At 63.2% G+C, this 16,149-nt stretch carries 12 protein-coding genes and 1 pseudogene; 9 read left to right on the top strand and 4 right to left on the bottom strand.

Translation table 11 applies throughout. The features are described 5' to 3' along the window. Positions 1 to 35: 35 nt before the first annotated feature. Positions 36 to 530 (bottom strand): hemerythrin domain-containing protein, encoded by a 495-nt coding sequence (locus P3S72_RS18075; protein ID WP_276197951.1) that lies wholly within the window; start codon positions 528 to 530, stop codon positions 36 to 38. Between the two features lie 169 nt (positions 531 to 699). Between P3S72_RS18075 and P3S72_RS18070 the strand changes: the two are divergent. From P3S72_RS18070 to P3S72_RS18040, 7 genes and pseudogenes are all read left to right on the top strand, one after another. After that, positions 700 to 1,665 (top strand): annotated as a pseudogene (locus P3S72_RS18070) (sigma 54-interacting transcriptional regulator); the annotation flags it as partial. 135 nt (positions 1,666 to 1,800) lie between these two features. Continuing rightward, a complete protein-coding gene (locus tag P3S72_RS18065; protein WP_276193422.1) occupies positions 1,801 to 3,933 on the top strand; it encodes a NosR/NirI family protein in 2,133 nt (710 codons plus the stop codon). Between the two features lie 11 nt (positions 3,934 to 3,944). Further along, complete coding sequence (nosZ, locus tag P3S72_RS18060) at positions 3,945 to 5,846, top strand: TAT-dependent nitrous-oxide reductase (protein ID WP_276193420.1); 1,902 nt, start codon at positions 3,945 to 3,947, stop codon at positions 5,844 to 5,846. Between the two features lie 156 nt (positions 5,847 to 6,002). Continuing rightward, positions 6,003 to 7,253: a nitrous oxide reductase family maturation protein NosD gene (locus P3S72_RS18055; protein WP_276197950.1), complete on the top strand. Its 1,251-nt coding sequence runs from the start codon at positions 6,003 to 6,005 to the stop codon at positions 7,251 to 7,253. Next, positions 7,253 to 8,176 carry an ABC transporter ATP-binding protein gene (locus P3S72_RS18050; protein WP_276197949.1) on the top strand — a complete coding sequence of 308 codons (924 nt, stop codon included), beginning with the start codon at positions 7,253 to 7,255 and terminating at the stop codon, positions 8,174 to 8,176. Before P3S72_RS18055 ends, P3S72_RS18050 begins: the two co-directional genes overlap by 1 nt. Continuing rightward, on the top strand, positions 8,173 to 9,003 hold the full coding sequence (locus P3S72_RS18045) for an ABC transporter permease subunit (protein ID WP_276193419.1): 831 nt from the start codon (positions 8,173 to 8,175) through the stop codon (positions 9,001 to 9,003). Before P3S72_RS18050 ends, P3S72_RS18045 begins: the two co-directional genes overlap by 4 nt. A gap of 30 nt (positions 9,004 to 9,033) precedes the next feature. Further along, on the top strand, positions 9,034 to 9,549 hold the full coding sequence (locus P3S72_RS18040; RefSeq protein ID WP_276193418.1) for a nitrous oxide reductase accessory protein NosL: 516 nt from the start codon (positions 9,034 to 9,036) through the stop codon (positions 9,547 to 9,549). Between the two features lie 12 nt (positions 9,550 to 9,561). Here P3S72_RS18040 and P3S72_RS18035 read toward each other — a convergent pair whose 3' ends face one another. From P3S72_RS18035 to P3S72_RS18025, 3 genes are all read right to left on the bottom strand, one after another. Beyond that, positions 9,562 to 10,242 (bottom strand): Crp/Fnr family transcriptional regulator, encoded by a 681-nt coding sequence (locus tag P3S72_RS18035; RefSeq protein WP_253395131.1) that lies wholly within the window; start codon positions 10,240 to 10,242, stop codon positions 9,562 to 9,564. A gap of 479 nt (positions 10,243 to 10,721) precedes the next feature. Continuing rightward, positions 10,722 to 11,369, bottom strand: a complete 648-nt coding sequence (narL, locus tag P3S72_RS18030) for a two-component system response regulator NarL (protein ID WP_276193417.1) — start codon at positions 11,367 to 11,369, stop codon at positions 10,722 to 10,724. Further along, a complete protein-coding gene (locus P3S72_RS18025) occupies positions 11,366 to 13,168 on the bottom strand; it encodes a HAMP domain-containing protein (protein WP_276193416.1) in 1,803 nt (600 codons plus the stop codon). Before P3S72_RS18025 ends, narL begins: the two co-directional genes overlap by 4 nt. A gap of 311 nt (positions 13,169 to 13,479) precedes the next feature. Between P3S72_RS18025 and P3S72_RS18020 the strand changes: the two genes are divergently transcribed. Both P3S72_RS18020 and P3S72_RS18015 read left to right on the top strand, forming a co-directional pair. Further along, complete coding sequence (locus P3S72_RS18020) at positions 13,480 to 14,736, top strand: nitrate/nitrite transporter (RefSeq protein ID WP_276193415.1); 1,257 nt, start codon at positions 13,480 to 13,482, stop codon at positions 14,734 to 14,736. A 2-nt stretch (positions 14,737 to 14,738) separates the two neighbouring features. Continuing rightward, complete coding sequence (locus P3S72_RS18015) at positions 14,739 to 16,136, top strand: NarK family nitrate/nitrite MFS transporter (protein WP_276193414.1); 1,398 nt, start codon at positions 14,739 to 14,741, stop codon at positions 16,134 to 16,136. Positions 16,137 to 16,149: the final 13 nt, after the last annotated feature.

Raw genomic sequence — 16,149 nt, 5'->3', positions numbered from 1 at the left:
GCACGATCGTCGCAGTGATCGGTTGAGCACGTGCGCTATGCGCGGGCCGGTACGAGGCCGGGCGCGGCGTTGGCGAACAGTATGTCGTTCTCCAGGCGGATGTGTTCGCGCAGGTCGGCATGAAAGGCGCTCAGCTCGCGGTACAGGCTGCGCCAGGTGTTACAGGCCTCGGCCGGCGGGGTGATCTGGTTCGTCAGGCTTAACAGCTGCTCCAGCGCCTCGGCGTGCTGGTCGTGCTCGTAGCGCATCACCTGGATCGGCGTCGCCGCCTGGGGGCCCATGCCCATTTGCAGCATCGGGAACAGCACCTGCTCTTCCTTGAGCATGTGGCTCTCCAGTTCCTGCTGCATATCGTGCAGCAGGTCGGCCAGGCCGTTGGGGCATTGCAGGTGGTGGCCGTGGACCTGTTCGACGCGGCTCGCCAGGCGCACCAGTTCCGGCAATTGCTCGCGATGACGCGCGTGGTAGCGCGTCAGCAGATGGTCGATCAAGTGGTCCTGGGGTTGGGTGTTCCAGTCGCTCACGCGCATCGGGCTTTCCTCATCGGCGGTACGGATATACACCGGTGATTGCACGTGGCGTGCCAATTTCAACTGATTGAAAAATAACGATATATCCCGGAGCAAGGTAATCATGACCACAGGTTGTCAGGGTGTTGTGAACCCCAGGAGGGTCGAAATGACCGCGCCGCCCGACGGCATCCTCGGCCAAAGCCCGGTGTTGCTGCAGTTGCTCGACGAGCTGGCGCTGCTGGCCGAAACGCAGTTGCCGGTGTTGTTGCTCGGCGAAACCGGGGTCGGCAAAGAGTTGTTCGCACGGCGCCTGCATCGCCTGTCGCGCCGCTGCAACACGCCTTTGGTGCAGGTCAACTGCGCCGCGCTGCCGGAGGCGTTGGCCGAAAGCGAGCTGTTCGGTCACGTCAAGGGGGCTTTCTCCGGCGCCACCCACGACCGTGCCGGGCGGTTCGATGCGGCCAACGGCGGCACCTTGTTCCTCGATGAGGTCGGCGAATTACCCTTGAGCGTCCAGGCCAAGCTGCTGCGTACCCTGGAGAATGGCGAGATCCAACGCCTGGGCGCCGATCGGCCATTGCATGTGGACGTGCGCATCATCGCCGCGACCAATCGCCACCTACCGGACAGCGTGCGCGACGGCCTGTTTCGCGCCGACCTGTATCACCGGCTGTCGGTGTACCCGGTGCCGATCCCGGCGTTGCGCGAGCGCGGCGAGGACGTGTGGTTGCTGGCGCGGCATTTCGTCGAGCTCAGCCGTGAGCGCCTGGGCTTGCGTGACCTGCAGCTATCGCCAGCGGCGCAACGGGTGCTGCTCGATTACCCCTGGCCGGGCAATGTGCGCGAGCTGGAGCACGTGATCAGTCGCGCCGCGTTGAAACAGCTCAGCCGTGCTGAACCGCGCAGTTCGGTGATCTGCCTGGAGCCGCACGCCCTGGGCCTGGACGCGGCCGTCGTCGCGGCTGAACGCGCCTTGCCCGCGTCATCGATTGAGTCCTTCCAACCCTTAGCGGTGGCGGTGGACGAGTGCCAGCGCTGGAACATTCGCCACGCCCTGGAGCACTGCGCCGGCAATTGGGCGAGTGCTGCGCGCTTGCTTGGCGTGGACGCCAGCAACCTGCACAAACTGGCGCGGCGCCTGAAGCTCAAGTAGGGGGGTGCGGCAACGCGCCAGCCGTGCGCATCCGTCGCACCTGCGCCAGGCCCGACTTGATTCTGGTCAAGGGCCACTCGCCAGCATCGCTCCTACCATCCGTCCCATCTTCAGCCCGACGCCTCAAGGGACTCCATGACTCGCTCCGCGCGCTTGACACGCCACTGGCTGACTGTGCTGGTGGTGTTGCTCATCACCAGCTTCACCGCCCAGGCCCGGTCTTACGGCGACATCGAACAGCAGCGTATCGAGCGCACGTTTCCCGCCCAGGATGCGGTCTCCGCACCGGACGGCCCGTTTAAGGTGCGCACCATTTCGACGGCGGGCAAGCCCATCGGCTATGTGTTCCAGAGCCTGGATGTGGTGGCGATCCCGGCGTATTCAGGTAAACCGATCAACACCCAGGTGATCCTCGACACCGCCGGGGTGATCCGCGATGCCTACGTGCTGGAACACCACGAGCCGATCCTGTTGATCGGTATTCCCGAGATCAAACTGCACGAGTTCACCGCGCACTATTCCGGCGTCGATGTGCGCCAGCGCGTGGTAGTCGGGCGTTCCAGTGACCCGAAGGCGGTGACGGTGGACGCGATTGCCGGCGCGACCGTGACCGCGATGGTGGTCAATGAAGTGGTGATGCGGGCAGCCCGTGAGGTGGCGGTGTGGCTCAAGCTGATCGACGGCACGGCCGCTACCGCGCAGAAAGTTGCGCTGATCCGCACTGATCGGTTTGACCCCGCCACCTGGGCGCAATTGACCGGCAATGGCGCGATCCGCCGCCTGCTTTTGACCCGTGGCCAGGTCGACGCGGCCTTCAAGGACACCGCCGCCGAAGGCGCCGAGGCGGCGGACGAGACGTTCATCGAGCTTTATGTGGCCAACCTCAACCCGCCGAGCATCGGCCGTAACCTGTTGGGCGAGGCGCACTACCGCAGCTTGATGCAGGGGCTCAAACCCGGCGAACAGGCCATCGCGGTACTCGGCCGTGGGCTGTTTTCGTTCAAGGGCTCGGGTTACGTGCGCGGCGGGATTTTCGACCGGGTGCAGTTGCGCCAGTTCGGCAACGTGATCAGCTTCCGTGACCTCGACCACCAGCGCATCGACGATGTCTACGCCGAGGGCATGCCGGCTTTCGACGAGATGTCGATATTCATCGTGCGTCCGCAGGCCGGCTTCGACCCGGGTTCGGCCTGGACCCTAGAGTTGCTGGTGCGGCGCCAGACCGGTCCGGTCAGCGGCACGTTCAGCAGCTTCGAATTGCCTTACCAGATGCCCGAACAGTACCTGGAGCGGCCGCTGCCCACCGCCGCCGAACAAGCCGCGCTGGATGAGGCCAGCCGCCCGCTGTGGTTGAGCATCTGGTACCAGAAGCAGGCCCAGATCATCGTGCTCGGCGTCGCGCTGCTGCTGCTCACTGCAATCCTGTTCCTGCAGGACAGCCTGGCTCGGCGCCCGCGTCTGCTGCACTGGCTGCGCCGGGGTTATCTGCTGTTTACCGTGGGGTTCGTCGGCGGGTATGCGCTGGGGCAGTTGTCGGTGGTCAATGTGCTGACCTTCGTGCATGCGCTGGTGCAGGACTTTCGTTGGGAGTTGTTCCTCACCGACCCGCTGATCTTCATGCTCTGGGTCTTCACCGCCGCCAGCATCCTGCTGTGGGGGCGTGGGGTGTTCTGCGGCTGGCTGTGCCCGTTCGGGGCCTTGCAGGAACTGCTCAACGGAGCCGCGCGCCGTCTGAAGATCCGCCAGTTCGAATTGCCTTTCGCGGTGCATGAACGGCTGTGGGCGATCAAGTACCTGATCCTGCTGGTGCTGTTCGGCCTCTCGCTGGAATCCATGGCCACCGCCGAACGCTTTGCCGAAGTGGAACCGTTCAAGACCGCCATCACCCTCAAGTTCGATCGCCAGTGGTGGTTCGTGCTCTACGCCGTGGCGTTGCTGGTGATCAACCTGTTCACCCGCAAAGTCTACTGCCGCTACCTCTGTCCCCTCGGCGCCGCCCTGGCGATTCCGAGCAAGTTCCGCCTGTTCGACTGGCTCAAGCGTCGCCAGGAATGTGGCAACCCATGCCAACTGTGCGCCAAGGAATGCGAGATCCAGGCGATCCACCCGGACGGCCATATCAACGCCAACGAATGCCACTACTGCCTCGACTGCCAGATGACCTGGCACAACGAAAACAAGTGCCCGCCGCTGATCAACAAACGCAAGAAGCGCAACAAGGCGGCGCCCGTACAGATTCCCGTAGTGCAGATAAATCCCAACACTTGAAGGAGCAACCCATGAACGATACAGACGATAAACACGACGGCCTGACCCGGCGCAGTTTCCTCGGCACCGGTGCGGTGACTGGCGCTGTGCTGGCGGGTGCGTCGGCGCTCGGCGGCGCGGTGTTTACCCGTGAATCCTTCGCGGCGGCGGCCAAGGACGCCAAATCGAAAATCCATGTAGAACCCGGCCAGCTCGACGATTACTACGGCTTCTGGAGTGGCGGCCACCAGGGCGAAGTGCGGGTGCTGGGCATCCCGTCGATGCGCGAGCTGATGCGCATCCCGGTGTTCAACGTCGACTCGGCCACCGGCTGGGGCCTGACCAACGAGAGCAAGCGCATCCTCGGCGAGGGCGCCAAGTACCGCAACGGCGATTGCCACCACCCGCACTTGTCCACCACCGATGGCCGCTACGACGGCAAGTACCTGTTTATCAATGACAAGGCCAACAGCCGGGTGGCGCGCATCCGCCTGGACATCATGAAGTGCGACAAAATCCTCACCGTACCGAACGTCCAGGCCATCCACGGCCTGCGCCTGCAAAAGGTGCCCTACACCAAGTACGTGTTCTGCAACGCTGAGTTCATCATCCCGCACCCCAATGACGGCCACAGCTTCGACCTGCAGGATCGCAACGCCTTCACCATGTTCAATGCCATCGACGCCGAGAAAATGGAAATGGCGTTCCAGGTGATCGTCGACGGCAACCTCGACAACGCCGACATGGACTACACCGGCAAGTACGCGGCGGCCACCTGCTACAACTCGGAAAAGGCCACCGACCTGGCCGGCATGATGCGTAACGAGCGCGACTGGGTGGTGGTGTTCAACATCCCGCGCATCGAAGCGGCGATCAAGGCCGGCAAGTTCATCAGTGTGGACGGCGTCAAGGTGCCCGTGGTGGACGGGCGCAAATCCGAGGACGGCAAGGACAGCGAATTCACCCGCTACATTCCGGTGCCGAAGAACCCCCACGGCTGCAACACCTCGCCGGATGGCAAGTACTTCATCGCCAACGGCAAGCTGTCGCCGACCTGCACCATCATCGCCATCGACAAACTCGACGACCTGTTTAGTGGCAAGATCACCGACCCGCGCGGCGTGGTGGTCGGTGAACCGGAACTGGGCCTGGGCCCGCTGCACACCACCTACGACGGGCGCGGCTTTGCCTACACGACGCTGTTCATCGACAGCCAGGTGGTCAAGTGGAATATCGCCGAGGCCATCCGCGCCTATGGCGGCGAGAAGGTCAACTACATCAAGCAGAAGCTCGATGTGCAGTACCAGCCGGGCCACAACCATGCGTCGCTGACCGAAACCCGTGACGCCGACGGCCAGTGGTTGGTGGTATTGAGCAAGTTCTCCAAGGACCGCTTCCTGCCGACCGGCCCGCTGCACCCGGAGAACGACCAGTTGATCGACATCTCCGGCGATGAAATGAAACTGGTCCACGACGGCCCGGCCTTCGCCGAACCCCACGACTGTGCGATGGCGCGCCGCGACCAGATCAAGACCAAGAAAATCTGGGAGCGCAACGATCCGTTCTTCGCCGAGACGGTAGCCATCGCCAAGAAGGACGGGATCAACCTGGAAACCGACAGCAAGGTGATCCGCGACGGCAACAAGGTGCGCGTGTACATGACCTCCATGGCCCCGGCTTACGGGCTCACGGAGTTCACCGTCAAACAGGGCGATGAAGTCACCGTGACCATCACCAACATCGACATGATCGAAGACGTGACCCACGGCTTTGTCATGGTCAACCACGGCGTGAGCATGGAGATCAGCCCGCAGCAGACCTCGTCGATCACGTTCATTGCCGACAAACCGGGGCTGCATTGGTACTACTGCAGCTGGTTCTGCCATGCCCTGCACATGGAGATGGTCGGGCGGATGAAGGTCGAGCGCGCCTGACACAAGGACACAGCAGGACAAAGGTGGGAGGGCGCTTGCTCCCGATGGCGGTGAATCAGCCAAGGATGCATCAACTGATACACCCTCATCGGGAGCAAGCCCCCTCCCACATTTAGCCGCATTCAGTTTAAGGACATCACTGTGGCTCGATCACTCATCACCTTGATAGGGCTCGCACTGCTCTCGTTCGGGGTGAACGCTGGCGTGCGCCCCATCACCGACTTACCCCTGCAAGCCGACGGCCCCAACCACTGGCGCCTGCCTGCCGGCGAATACCGGGGCTCGTTTCGCATCGACCAACCGCTGCAATTGACCTGCGCCCCCGGCGCCCTCTTCCAGGCCGAAGGGCAGGGCAACGGCCTGCTGATCAGCGCGCCGGATGTCAGCGTCCAAGGCTGCACGTTCCTCGATTGGGGCGACGACCTCACGGCCATGAACGCCGGTGTCTTCATCCAACCCCAGGCCCGCGGCGCGCAACTGCTGGGCAACCGCCTGCAAGGCCAGGGCTTTGGCATCTGGGTCGACGGCACCCAGGACGTGAGCCTGATCGGCAACCGCATCCAGGGCGATACCTCGGTACGCTCCCAGGACCGTGGCAATGGCATTCACCTGTACGCCGTACACGGTGCCCGCGTCATCGATAACCACGTGCGCGACACCCGCGACGGCATCTACATCGACACCTCCAACGGCAACCTGCTGCAAGGCAACACCCTGGAAGATCTGCGCTACGGCATCCACTACATGTTCGCCAACGACAACCAGGTCCTGGGCAACACCACGCGCCGCACCCGCACCGGCTATGCCTTGATGCAAAGCCGCAAGCTGACGGTGATCGGCAATCGCTCCGAGCAGGACCAGAACTACGGCATCCTGATGAACTACATCACCTATTCGACCTTGCAGGACAACGTCGTCACCGATGTGCGCGACGGCTCCACCGGCGACACCATGATCGCCGGCGGCGAAGGCAAGGCGCTGTTCATCTACAACTCGCTGTTCAACCGCATCGAACACAACCGCTTCGCCCGCAGCGCGGTGGGCATCCACCTGACCGCCGGCTCCGAAGACAACCGCATCGCCGGCAACGCCTTCATCGACAACCAGCGCCAGGTCAAATACGTCGCCAGCCGCTTGCAGGAATGGTCGGCGGACGGCCGGGGCAACTACTGGAGCGACTACCTCGGCTGGGACCGCAACGGCGATGGCCTGGGCGATGTGGCTTATGAGCCGAACGACAACGTCGACCGCTTGCTGTGGATGTACCCCCAGGTACGGCTGTTGATGAACAGCCCCGGCATTGAGTTGCTGCGCTGGGTGCAACGTGCGTTTCCGGTGATGAAGTCGCCGGGAGTGATGGACAGCCACCCTCTGATGCAAGCCCCCACGCATAAGGAACCTGCATGATGAATGTCGTCGAGATCGAAGGCGTCAGCCAGTGCTACGGGCGTGCCACGGTGCTGCACGACCTGAACCTGAGCCTGGCCCCCGGGGAAGTGTTGGGGTTGTTCGGGCACAACGGCGCGGGCAAGACCACCGCGATGAAACTGGTCCTTGGCTTGCTGCGCGCCAGCGCCGGCGAGGTGCGGGTGTTCGGCCGTGCGCCGAGTGACCCCCACGTGCGCCGCTGGCTCGGTTACCTGCCGGAAAACGTCACGTTCTACGCACAGTTGAGCGGCGTCGAAACCCTGCGCCACTTTGCCCGGCTCAAGGGCGCGCCGATGCATCAGGTCGACCGCCTGCTGGACGACGTCGGCCTGACAGCGGCGGCGGGGCGGCGGGTGAAGACCTATTCCAAGGGCATGCGCCAGCGCCTCGGGCTGGCCCAGGCCTTGCTCGGCGAGCCACGCCTGTTGCTGCTCGACGAACCCACCGTGGGCCTCGACCCGTTCGCCACCCAGGACCTGTATCGCCTGCTCGACCGCCTGCGTGCGGCCGGCACCAGTACCATCCTGTGTTCCCATGTGCTGCCGGGCGTCGAGGCGCACATCAACCGCGCGGCGATCCTCACCCAGGGCCGCCTGCTGGCCTTGGGCAGCCTGGCGCAATTGCGCGCCGAGGCCGGCTTGCCGACGCTGATTCGCACCAGCGGCTTGCAGCGCGTCGAGCTGCTGCAACAACGCTGGAACGCCGCCGGCCATGTTACCCGGCGCTGGGGCGTCGAAGGGCTGCAAGTGGCGGCGCACAACGGCAGCAAGGTGCAACTGCTGCGTCAACTGCTGGCCGAAGACAGCCCCAGCGACGTGGAAATCCTGCCGCCGTCCCTCGAAGACATCTACCGGCATTACATGGACGGCGCGATGGTCACGGCACAGGAGGTGGCCTTATGAGCCCGATCTGGAACATGGCCCGCAAAGAATTTTGCGACGGCCTGCGTAACCGTTGGCTGTTGGCGATCAGCCTGTTGTTCGCGGTCCTGGCCATTGGCATCGCCTGGCTCGGCGCCGCCGCTGCCGGGCAACTGGGCTTCACCTCGATCCCGGCGACCATCGCCAGCCTGGCCAGCCTGGCGACGTTCCTGATGCCGCTGATCGCGCTGTTGCTGGCCTATGACGCGATCGTCGGCGAAGACGAGAGCGGCACCTTGTTGCTGCTGCTCACCTACCCCTTGGGGCGCGGGCAGATCCTGCTCGGCAAGTTCGTCGGCCATGGGCTGATCCTCGCGCTGGCCACGGTACTCGGCTTCGGCTGCGCGATGCTCGCCATTGCGCTGCTGGTCGACGACGTGGATTTCGCCATGCTGCTCTGGGCCTTCGGCCGGTTCATGCTGACCTCGGCCTTGTTGGGTTGGTGCTTTCTCGGGATGGCCTATGGCTTGAGCAGCCTGTGCGCAGAAAAATCCACCGCCGCCGGGCTGGCGCTGGGCGTGTGGTTCTACTTCGTGCTGGTCTTCGACCTGGCGCTGCTGGCCTTGCTGGTGCTCAGCAAAGGCCAGTTCAACCCGCAGGGGCTGCCTTGGTTGCTGCTGCTCAACCCCACCGACGTGTATCGGCTGATCAACCTTTCCGGTTTCGGCACGGGCACCCAGTCCGTGGGGGTCATGGCCCTGGGGTCGGACCTCGACGTGCCGCCGCTGGCCCTGTGGGCGTGCCTGCTGGGGTGGGTGGCCGTGCCGCTGGCGCTGGCCTATGGGTTGTTCCGGCGCCGTGCGGCGTAAGGACTTTTTATGACTGTTGGAGTGAGTGATATGGGTTTCAAGACACGGGTAGTCGCGGCCTTGCTGGTCGGCTTGTTGGTGACCGCCTGCGACAAGGTGCAGGAGTCGAGCTTCAGCGAAGCGCCGGTGGCGTTTCATCCGAACGACGAGTGCCACGTGTGCGGCATGGTGATCAACCCATTTCCCGGGCCCAAGGGCCAAGTGGTAGCGCGAGACGGGGTGAAGAAATTCTGTTCCACCGCCGAAATGCTCGGCTGGTGGCTGCAACCGGAAAACCGCCACGACGACGCCAAGTTGTACGTGCATGACATGGGCCGCAGCCAGTGGGATGCACCGGACGACAAGCACCTGATCGACGCCCGCACCGCGTACTACGTGATCGGCACCGGGCTCAAGGGCGCCATGGGCGTGGTGCTGGCTTCGTTTGCCGATGAGGCGAAGGCGCAGAAAGTCGCGGCGGACACCGGTGGCCGGCTGTTGCGTTTCGAGCAGATCGACCTGGCGCTGTTGCAGCAACCGATGCCGATGATGCACAGCGGGCATTGACCGCGAGGGGTATCAACCGGCTTGATACCCCATCAACTGCTCTTCGTTGAGGATTCGAATGGTGCGCTGGCGCACCTCGATCAACCCGCCTTCCACCAGCCGATGCAGAATCCTCGAAAACGTCTCCGGCTGAATCCCCAGCTTCGACGCCACCAGGCGCTTGGGCACCTGCAACACCACCTCGCTGTTGACGCCGTCGCGCTCCTGGAACAGGAAATTGATCACCCGGCGGCTGGCATTGGCCAGGGTCAGGGTGTCGATGTCCTGGAGGCGCTGATGCAGGTGAATACTCATGCTCGCCAGAATCGCCAGGCAAATGGCCGGCTGGTCTTCCAGCGCCCGGCGATAGTGTTGGCCTTCGATGCTCACCAGGACGCTGTCCTTGAGCGCGGTACCACTCACCGGGTACGCCTTGGCCTGGGTGAACAGCAGCGCTTCGGCAAACGTCTGGCCGGGGTGGATGACTTCCACCAGATGCTCCTGACCTTCGCCCGTGACCCGGTGCAGCTTGATTTGGCCGCTGACCAGCAGAAAGAACCGATCGGCGGGATCGCCCTGGTGCATGAGCGGAGTGTGATTGGGCAAGCGCCTGAGACTGGCCAGGGTGCAGACATCCTGAAAGGTTTTTTCAGGCAACCGGCTGAACAGGTGATGCCGGCGCAGGGTTAGAACGATTTGGGGATGGGTGAGCATAAGGGCCTCCACGGGTCATCAGGGTAGGGCGACCCAGGGTTTGGGGATATGCCTCGAAGGGGGTACCTCTTCCCGCGTTTGGCGAGTTTGGGTTAACGGGGCGCCCCAGTAGCCGGCCTGACCGGTCAAAAAAGTGGGAGGGGGCTTGCCCCCGATAGCAGTGTGTCAGCCACTACATGCATGACTGATGCACCGCTATCGGGAGCAAGCCCCCTCCCACTTTTTGATCTCCGTGGATCAGATAGAACTCGTTCTGCTTTTGTTCTAGCTCTGGTTTTTGATCTTGATCTTAGGCTCACCAAGCACTAGCGAGGTGCCGAGTGTTGGGGCAAGAGGCCTTTGGTTACGTTGGGCTGGGCCGGCATTCCGGCTTTTCCAAAGTGACCCGCTGTAAGAGCGGAACCACCCGCCGCCATGACCAAAAAAACGAATATGTACCCAATACCAAAGCAGCCTGGTCGGCCCGGAGGCCGCCAAGTTCACCCCGCCTGCCGCAAATGCTCCATCGCCCAAACCGCCGCCTCCACCCGCGACCGCAACCCCAACTTATGCAGCAAATTCTTCACGTGTACCTTCACCGTCCCCTCGGTAATCCCCAGCTTATGCCCGATCACCTTATTGCTATACCCACTGGCAATCGTGCGCAGCACCTGCCGCTCCCGCTCAGTCAACTCCACCGCCGCATGGGGTTGCGGCGAACGCAGGGCCTGGGCCAGCACCCGCGTCAACCCGGGGCTGATCACCAACGCCCCATGCAACGCGTCGCGGATGAACTCCACCACCAACTCCGGCTCCATGTCTTTGAGCAGATACCCGTTGGCATCCAGGCGCAGCGCATCGCGAATGTCATCCTCGGCATCGGACACGGTAAACAGCAGCACCTTGCCCGCATAGTTCATCGCGCGCAGGCGGCGCAGGGTTTCCAGGCCGTTCATCTGTGGCATGTTGTTGTCCAGCAGCACCAGGTCCGGTTGCAGGCTCTCGATCTGGTCCAGGGCTTCCTGGCCATTGCCGGCTTCGCCGACGACCTGCAAATCGTCTTCCAACTCGAGTATCTGGCGCATGCCGCGGCGCATCATCGGGTGATCGTCGACCAGCAGGATACGGTGGCGGGGGAGTGTGCTCATGGGAGGTTGCCTTGTAGAGGTTGCCCGAGAAATTCCGGTTGAAAGCGCATTTGCACCCGTGTGCCCTGGGGCTCGCGGGGGCCGATGTCGAGTTGGCCGTGCAGGCTGCGTGCACGTTCGTCCATGATGGTCAGGCCGTGGTGTTCACGTTGGTCGACGGCACCGCAAAAGCCACGGCCGTCGTCCTCGATGCTCAGGCTTACGGTCTCGCCCTCCTGGCGCAGTTGCAGCCAGGCGTTTTGCGCATGGGCGTGGCGCAGGCAGTTGGACAGGGCCTCGCGGGTGATTTGCAGCAAGTGAATCTGCTCGCTGGCCGACAATTGGAAGGCGAGGGCGTCGACGTGCAGGTGCACCTGGAATTCGCCGCGCCGGGAGAACTCTTCGGCGGTGTCCGACAGTTCCTGTACCAGCCCGGCATCGTGGATTTGCAGGCGGAAGGTGGTCAGCAGCTCGCGCAGTTGGCGGTAGGCGTTGTTCAGGCCGTCGCGCAGTTCGGCGGTGACGGTGGCCAGGGTCTCCACCGGCTCGCCACGGCGGATCAGGGTTTGCATGCGGCTGACTTGCAGCTTCATGTACGACAGCGCCTGCGCCAGGGAGTCGTGCAGTTCCCGGGCGATGATGGTGCGCTCGTCAAGCAGCAGCAAACGATGATCCTGTTCGCGCTGGCGTTTGAGCGACAGCGAGGTGCCGATCAGGTTGGCCAGGGCCTGGATCAATTGCTTCTCCCAGTCCTGCGGGGGATGGCCATCGTCGAAGTGGGCCTTGAGTTCACCCAGTTCCGAGCCCTGGTTGCTGATGCTGAATACCTGTGGCGGCGCGACGTTGTGTTTATGGCAGCTCGCGCAATCGCCGATGGCGCAGATGTTGCGGCTGTCGCCGCCGTGCAAGGCGAGCATCTGCTGGGCTGGTGCGAGGAAGTGGCCTTGCAGGCACAACGACAGGCGCAACCCCGGCAGGCGTTTCTGGAAGCGCCGGATCAGTTCGTCCAGGCCTTCGGCATTGGCCAGGCGCGTGGCCAGGCTGCGGCTGCTCTGGTAGAGCAGTTCGAGCGCGGCGTTGGCTTGTTGCAGGTTGAGGGTCTTGAGGCGCACCTGGCTTTCCAGGGTGCGGTGCGACGCCTCGATGGTCTCGGCCATGGCGTTGAAGCTCAGCGCCAGTTGGCCCAGTTCATCCTCGGAGCGGTGGTTGACCCGGGTCTTGAAGTCGCCGTCGCGAAAGCGTCGGGTGGCCTGTACCAGTTCCTGCAAGGGGTTGACCACGCCGTACTGCAATTCATACAGGCCGATCAACAGGATGATCAGCGTGCTGAACAGCGCCAGGCCCTGGATCCCTTGCTGCCAGCCTTGTTTTTGTTCGCTCTGTTGCTGCAACAGGCTGACGAATTGATTCATTTGCTCGACAAAGGCCGGTGCGCTGGCCTGGAACAGCGCCGCATCACCGCGCCCCAGGGCCGGGCGCAGCTCGTCGTTCCAGCGTTGCTGGATTTGTTGGTAGCTCTGCAGCAGGGCGCTGTTCGGGCCGTCTTCCAGCACCGCCTTGAGCGACTGGCTGTCGAGGCGCCCTTGCAGGCTCTGGGTGATGGCGTCGATCTCCGCAACCGGCGCGGCAGCGGCGAGTCGCCAGCTCAGGTGGTAGGTCTCCATGCGCACGGAACCTGCGGTGTTGATCGCGGCGGCGTCGCCCTGGCTGAACCAGGCGATCAGCCCCGCGCTCAAGGAACTGGCGAGGGCCAGAATGGCGATCAGGATCACGGCCAAGCCAGCGCGCGCGGGCAGGGAGCTGCGCAGCCAGTTAAACATCACGGCGTATTCGGAGGGGGGACAAAGCCTGCATGGCGGCACCTGAAAAGGAAAAACGAGCTGGAAAGCCGCAATCCCTGGCGCACTACCTCTAAAGAGTTGCCGGCAAACCCTCCCACGGGAAAACGCCGGCACAAGAGATCAATCCATTGATAAATAAAGACTTTCTCTTGTTATAGGGACTACCTCCTTAGAGGTATGTGCGGTCAGCATAGCCTTATACCCCCCAGGCCGACGTTGATCTGCGTCAAGTTCCACGGGGGTGTCGCCCCTAACCTGCGCTCATGAAATCACCTTCTGGAGCGCATACCGTGACTCAACCCCGTATAAGACAAGGCCTGGTGCTGGGCATGAGCACGCTGGCCTTCACCGTCTGCTTTATGGTGTGGATGATGTTCGCCGTGTTGGGCGTGCCGATCAAAGAGCTGCTGCAACTCAACGAAACCCAGTTCGGCCTGCTGGCCGCCACGCCGGTCTTGACCGGTTCCCTGGTGCGCTTGCCATTGGGCTTGCTGACCGACCGTTTCGGCGGGCGCATCGTGTTCTTCCTGTTGATGCTGGCCTGCGTCCTGCCGCTGTACCTGATCACCTACGCCACTGCCTATTGGCAGTTCCTGGTGCTGGGCCTGTTTGTCGGCCTGGCTGGCGGTTCGTTTTCGGTGGGCATCGCCTATGTCGCCAAATGGTTCGACAAAGAGAACCAGGGTTTTGCCATGGGCGTCTTCGGCGCCGGTAACGCCGGGGCTGCGGTCACTAAATTCCTTGCCCCGGCGCTGATCGCCCTTGGCACCTGGCACCTGGTGCCCAAGGTGTTCGGCGCGATCTTGTTCATCACCGCGCTGCTGTTCTGGTTCCTCACCAGCGAAAACAAGGCCCACCGCAGTGCCGGCGGCGCCACCTTGCGCGAGCAACTGCGGTGCCTGAAAGACCCGGCCGTGTGGCGCTACTGCCAGTACTACTCGATTGTCTTCGGCGGCTACGTCGGCCTGGCGTTGTGGATGACCAAGTACTACGTGCAGGAATACGGTTTCAACCTGCAAAGCGCCGCGCTGCTGGCCGCCTGTTTCTCCCTGCCCGGTGGCGTGCTGCGTGCGGTCGGCGGTTGGATGTCTGACCGCTGGGGCGCCCAGAGCGTGACCTGGTGGGTGTTGTGGGTGAGCTGGATCTGCCTGTTCCTGCTCAGCTACCCGCAGACCCAACTGCAAGTGATGACCGTCAACGGTCCCCTGGATTTCCATATCGGCCTCAACCCCACCCTGTTCACCGTGCTGCTGTTCGTGATGGGCATCGCCTTCGCGTTCGGCAAGGCCTCGGTATTCAAGTACATCGCCAATGACTACCCGCAGAACATGGGCGCGGTGTCCGGCATCGTCGGCCTGGCCGGCGGCCTGGGGGGCTTTGTGCTGCCGATTCTGTTTGGCGCCCTGGTGGACCTCACCGGCGTGCGCTCGTCCTGCTTCATGTTGATGTACGGCGTGGTCTGGGTGTCCCTGACCTGGATGTACTTCAGCGAAATCCGCAAACAACCGCTGCTGGGCCACACCGCCCAACGTCTCCAAGGAGAATGAACATGTCCATCGCGCAAAAGCCCGAGTCGGGCCCGGTGATTCACGACTGGCGCCCCGAGGACCCCGCGTTCTGGGGGGGCAGCGGCAAAAAAACCGCCACCCGCAACCTGTGGATCTCGATTCCCGCGCTGCTCCTGGCCTTCGCCGTGTGGATGGTGTGGAGCACGGTGATCGTGCGCCTGAACGCCATCGGCTTTAGCTTCACCACCGACCAGCTGTTCTGGCTGGCGGCGTTGCCCGGCCTGTCCGGCGCGACCTTGCGGGTGTTCTATTCGTTCATGGTGCCGATCTTCGGCGGACGCCGCTGGACCGCCCTGAGCACCGCGTCGCTGCTGCTGCCGGCGCTGTGGATGGGTTTCGCGGTGCAAGACCCCAACACCTCCTACAGCGTGTTTGTACTGATCGCCTTGTTGTGCGGGTTTGGCGGCGGCAACTTTGCCTCCAGCATGTCCAACATCAGCTTCTTCTACCCCAAGGCGCAGCAGGGCACGGCCCTGGGCCTGAACGCCGGTCTGGGCAACCTGGGCGTCTCGGTGATGCAGTTCTGCGTGCCGCTGGTGATCACCTTTGGTGTGTTTGGCGTGGTCGGCGGGCAAGCGCAGACCCTGCCGGACGGTAGCCAGTTGTGGCTGCAAAACGCTGGGTTCATCTGGGTGCCGTTCATCCTCACCGTCACCGTGGCGGCGTGGTTCGGCATGAATGACCTGTCCAGCGCCCGCGCTTCGTTCAGCGAGCAGGCGGTGATCTTCAAGCGCAAGCACAACTGGCTGATGTGCTGGCTGTACCTGGCGACCTTCGGTTCGTTCATCGGCTTTTCGGCGGCGTTCCCGCTGCTGATCAAAACCTCGTTTCCGGACGTGGTGGCGTTGAAGTTTGCCTTCCTCGGCCCGCTGGTCGGCGCGCTGGTGCGCCCATTGGGCGGCTGGCTGGCGGACAAATTGGGCGGCGCGCGGGTGACCCTGTGGAACTTCGTGCTGATGATCGTGATGGTGTTCGGCGTGCTGCACTTCCTGCCGCAGAACGGCCAGGGCGGCAGCTTCTACGGCTTCCTCGGCATGTTCATGTTGCTGTTCATCACCACTGGCGTGGGCAACGGCTCCACCTTCCGCATGATCCCGGTGATCTTCCGCACCCAGCACGAGAAAGCCAGCGCCGGTAAATCCGCTGCCGAGCGCGAGCAGGCCATCAAGGATGCCGGCAAGGAATCCGCCGCGGTGCTGGGGTTCAGTTCGGCCATGGGCGCCTTCGGTGCGTTCTTTATTCCCAAGTCCTTCGGCACGTCCATGGCCGCCACCGGCAGCCCGGCGATGGCCTTCTACATGTTTGTCGGTTTCTACCTGAGCTGCATCGTCGTGACCTGGTGGTGGTACGCCCGCAAAGGCTGCGCCACACCCTGCTAGTCCGACCTGAATT

The organism is Pseudomonas sp. D3 (assembly GCF_029320995.1).
Taxonomy (GTDB): domain Bacteria; phylum Pseudomonadota; class Gammaproteobacteria; order Pseudomonadales; family Pseudomonadaceae; genus Aquipseudomonas; species Aquipseudomonas paraveronii.
The sequence above is the reverse complement of the archived record's forward strand: the minus strand, read 5'-3'. Positions and strand labels throughout refer to the sequence as shown.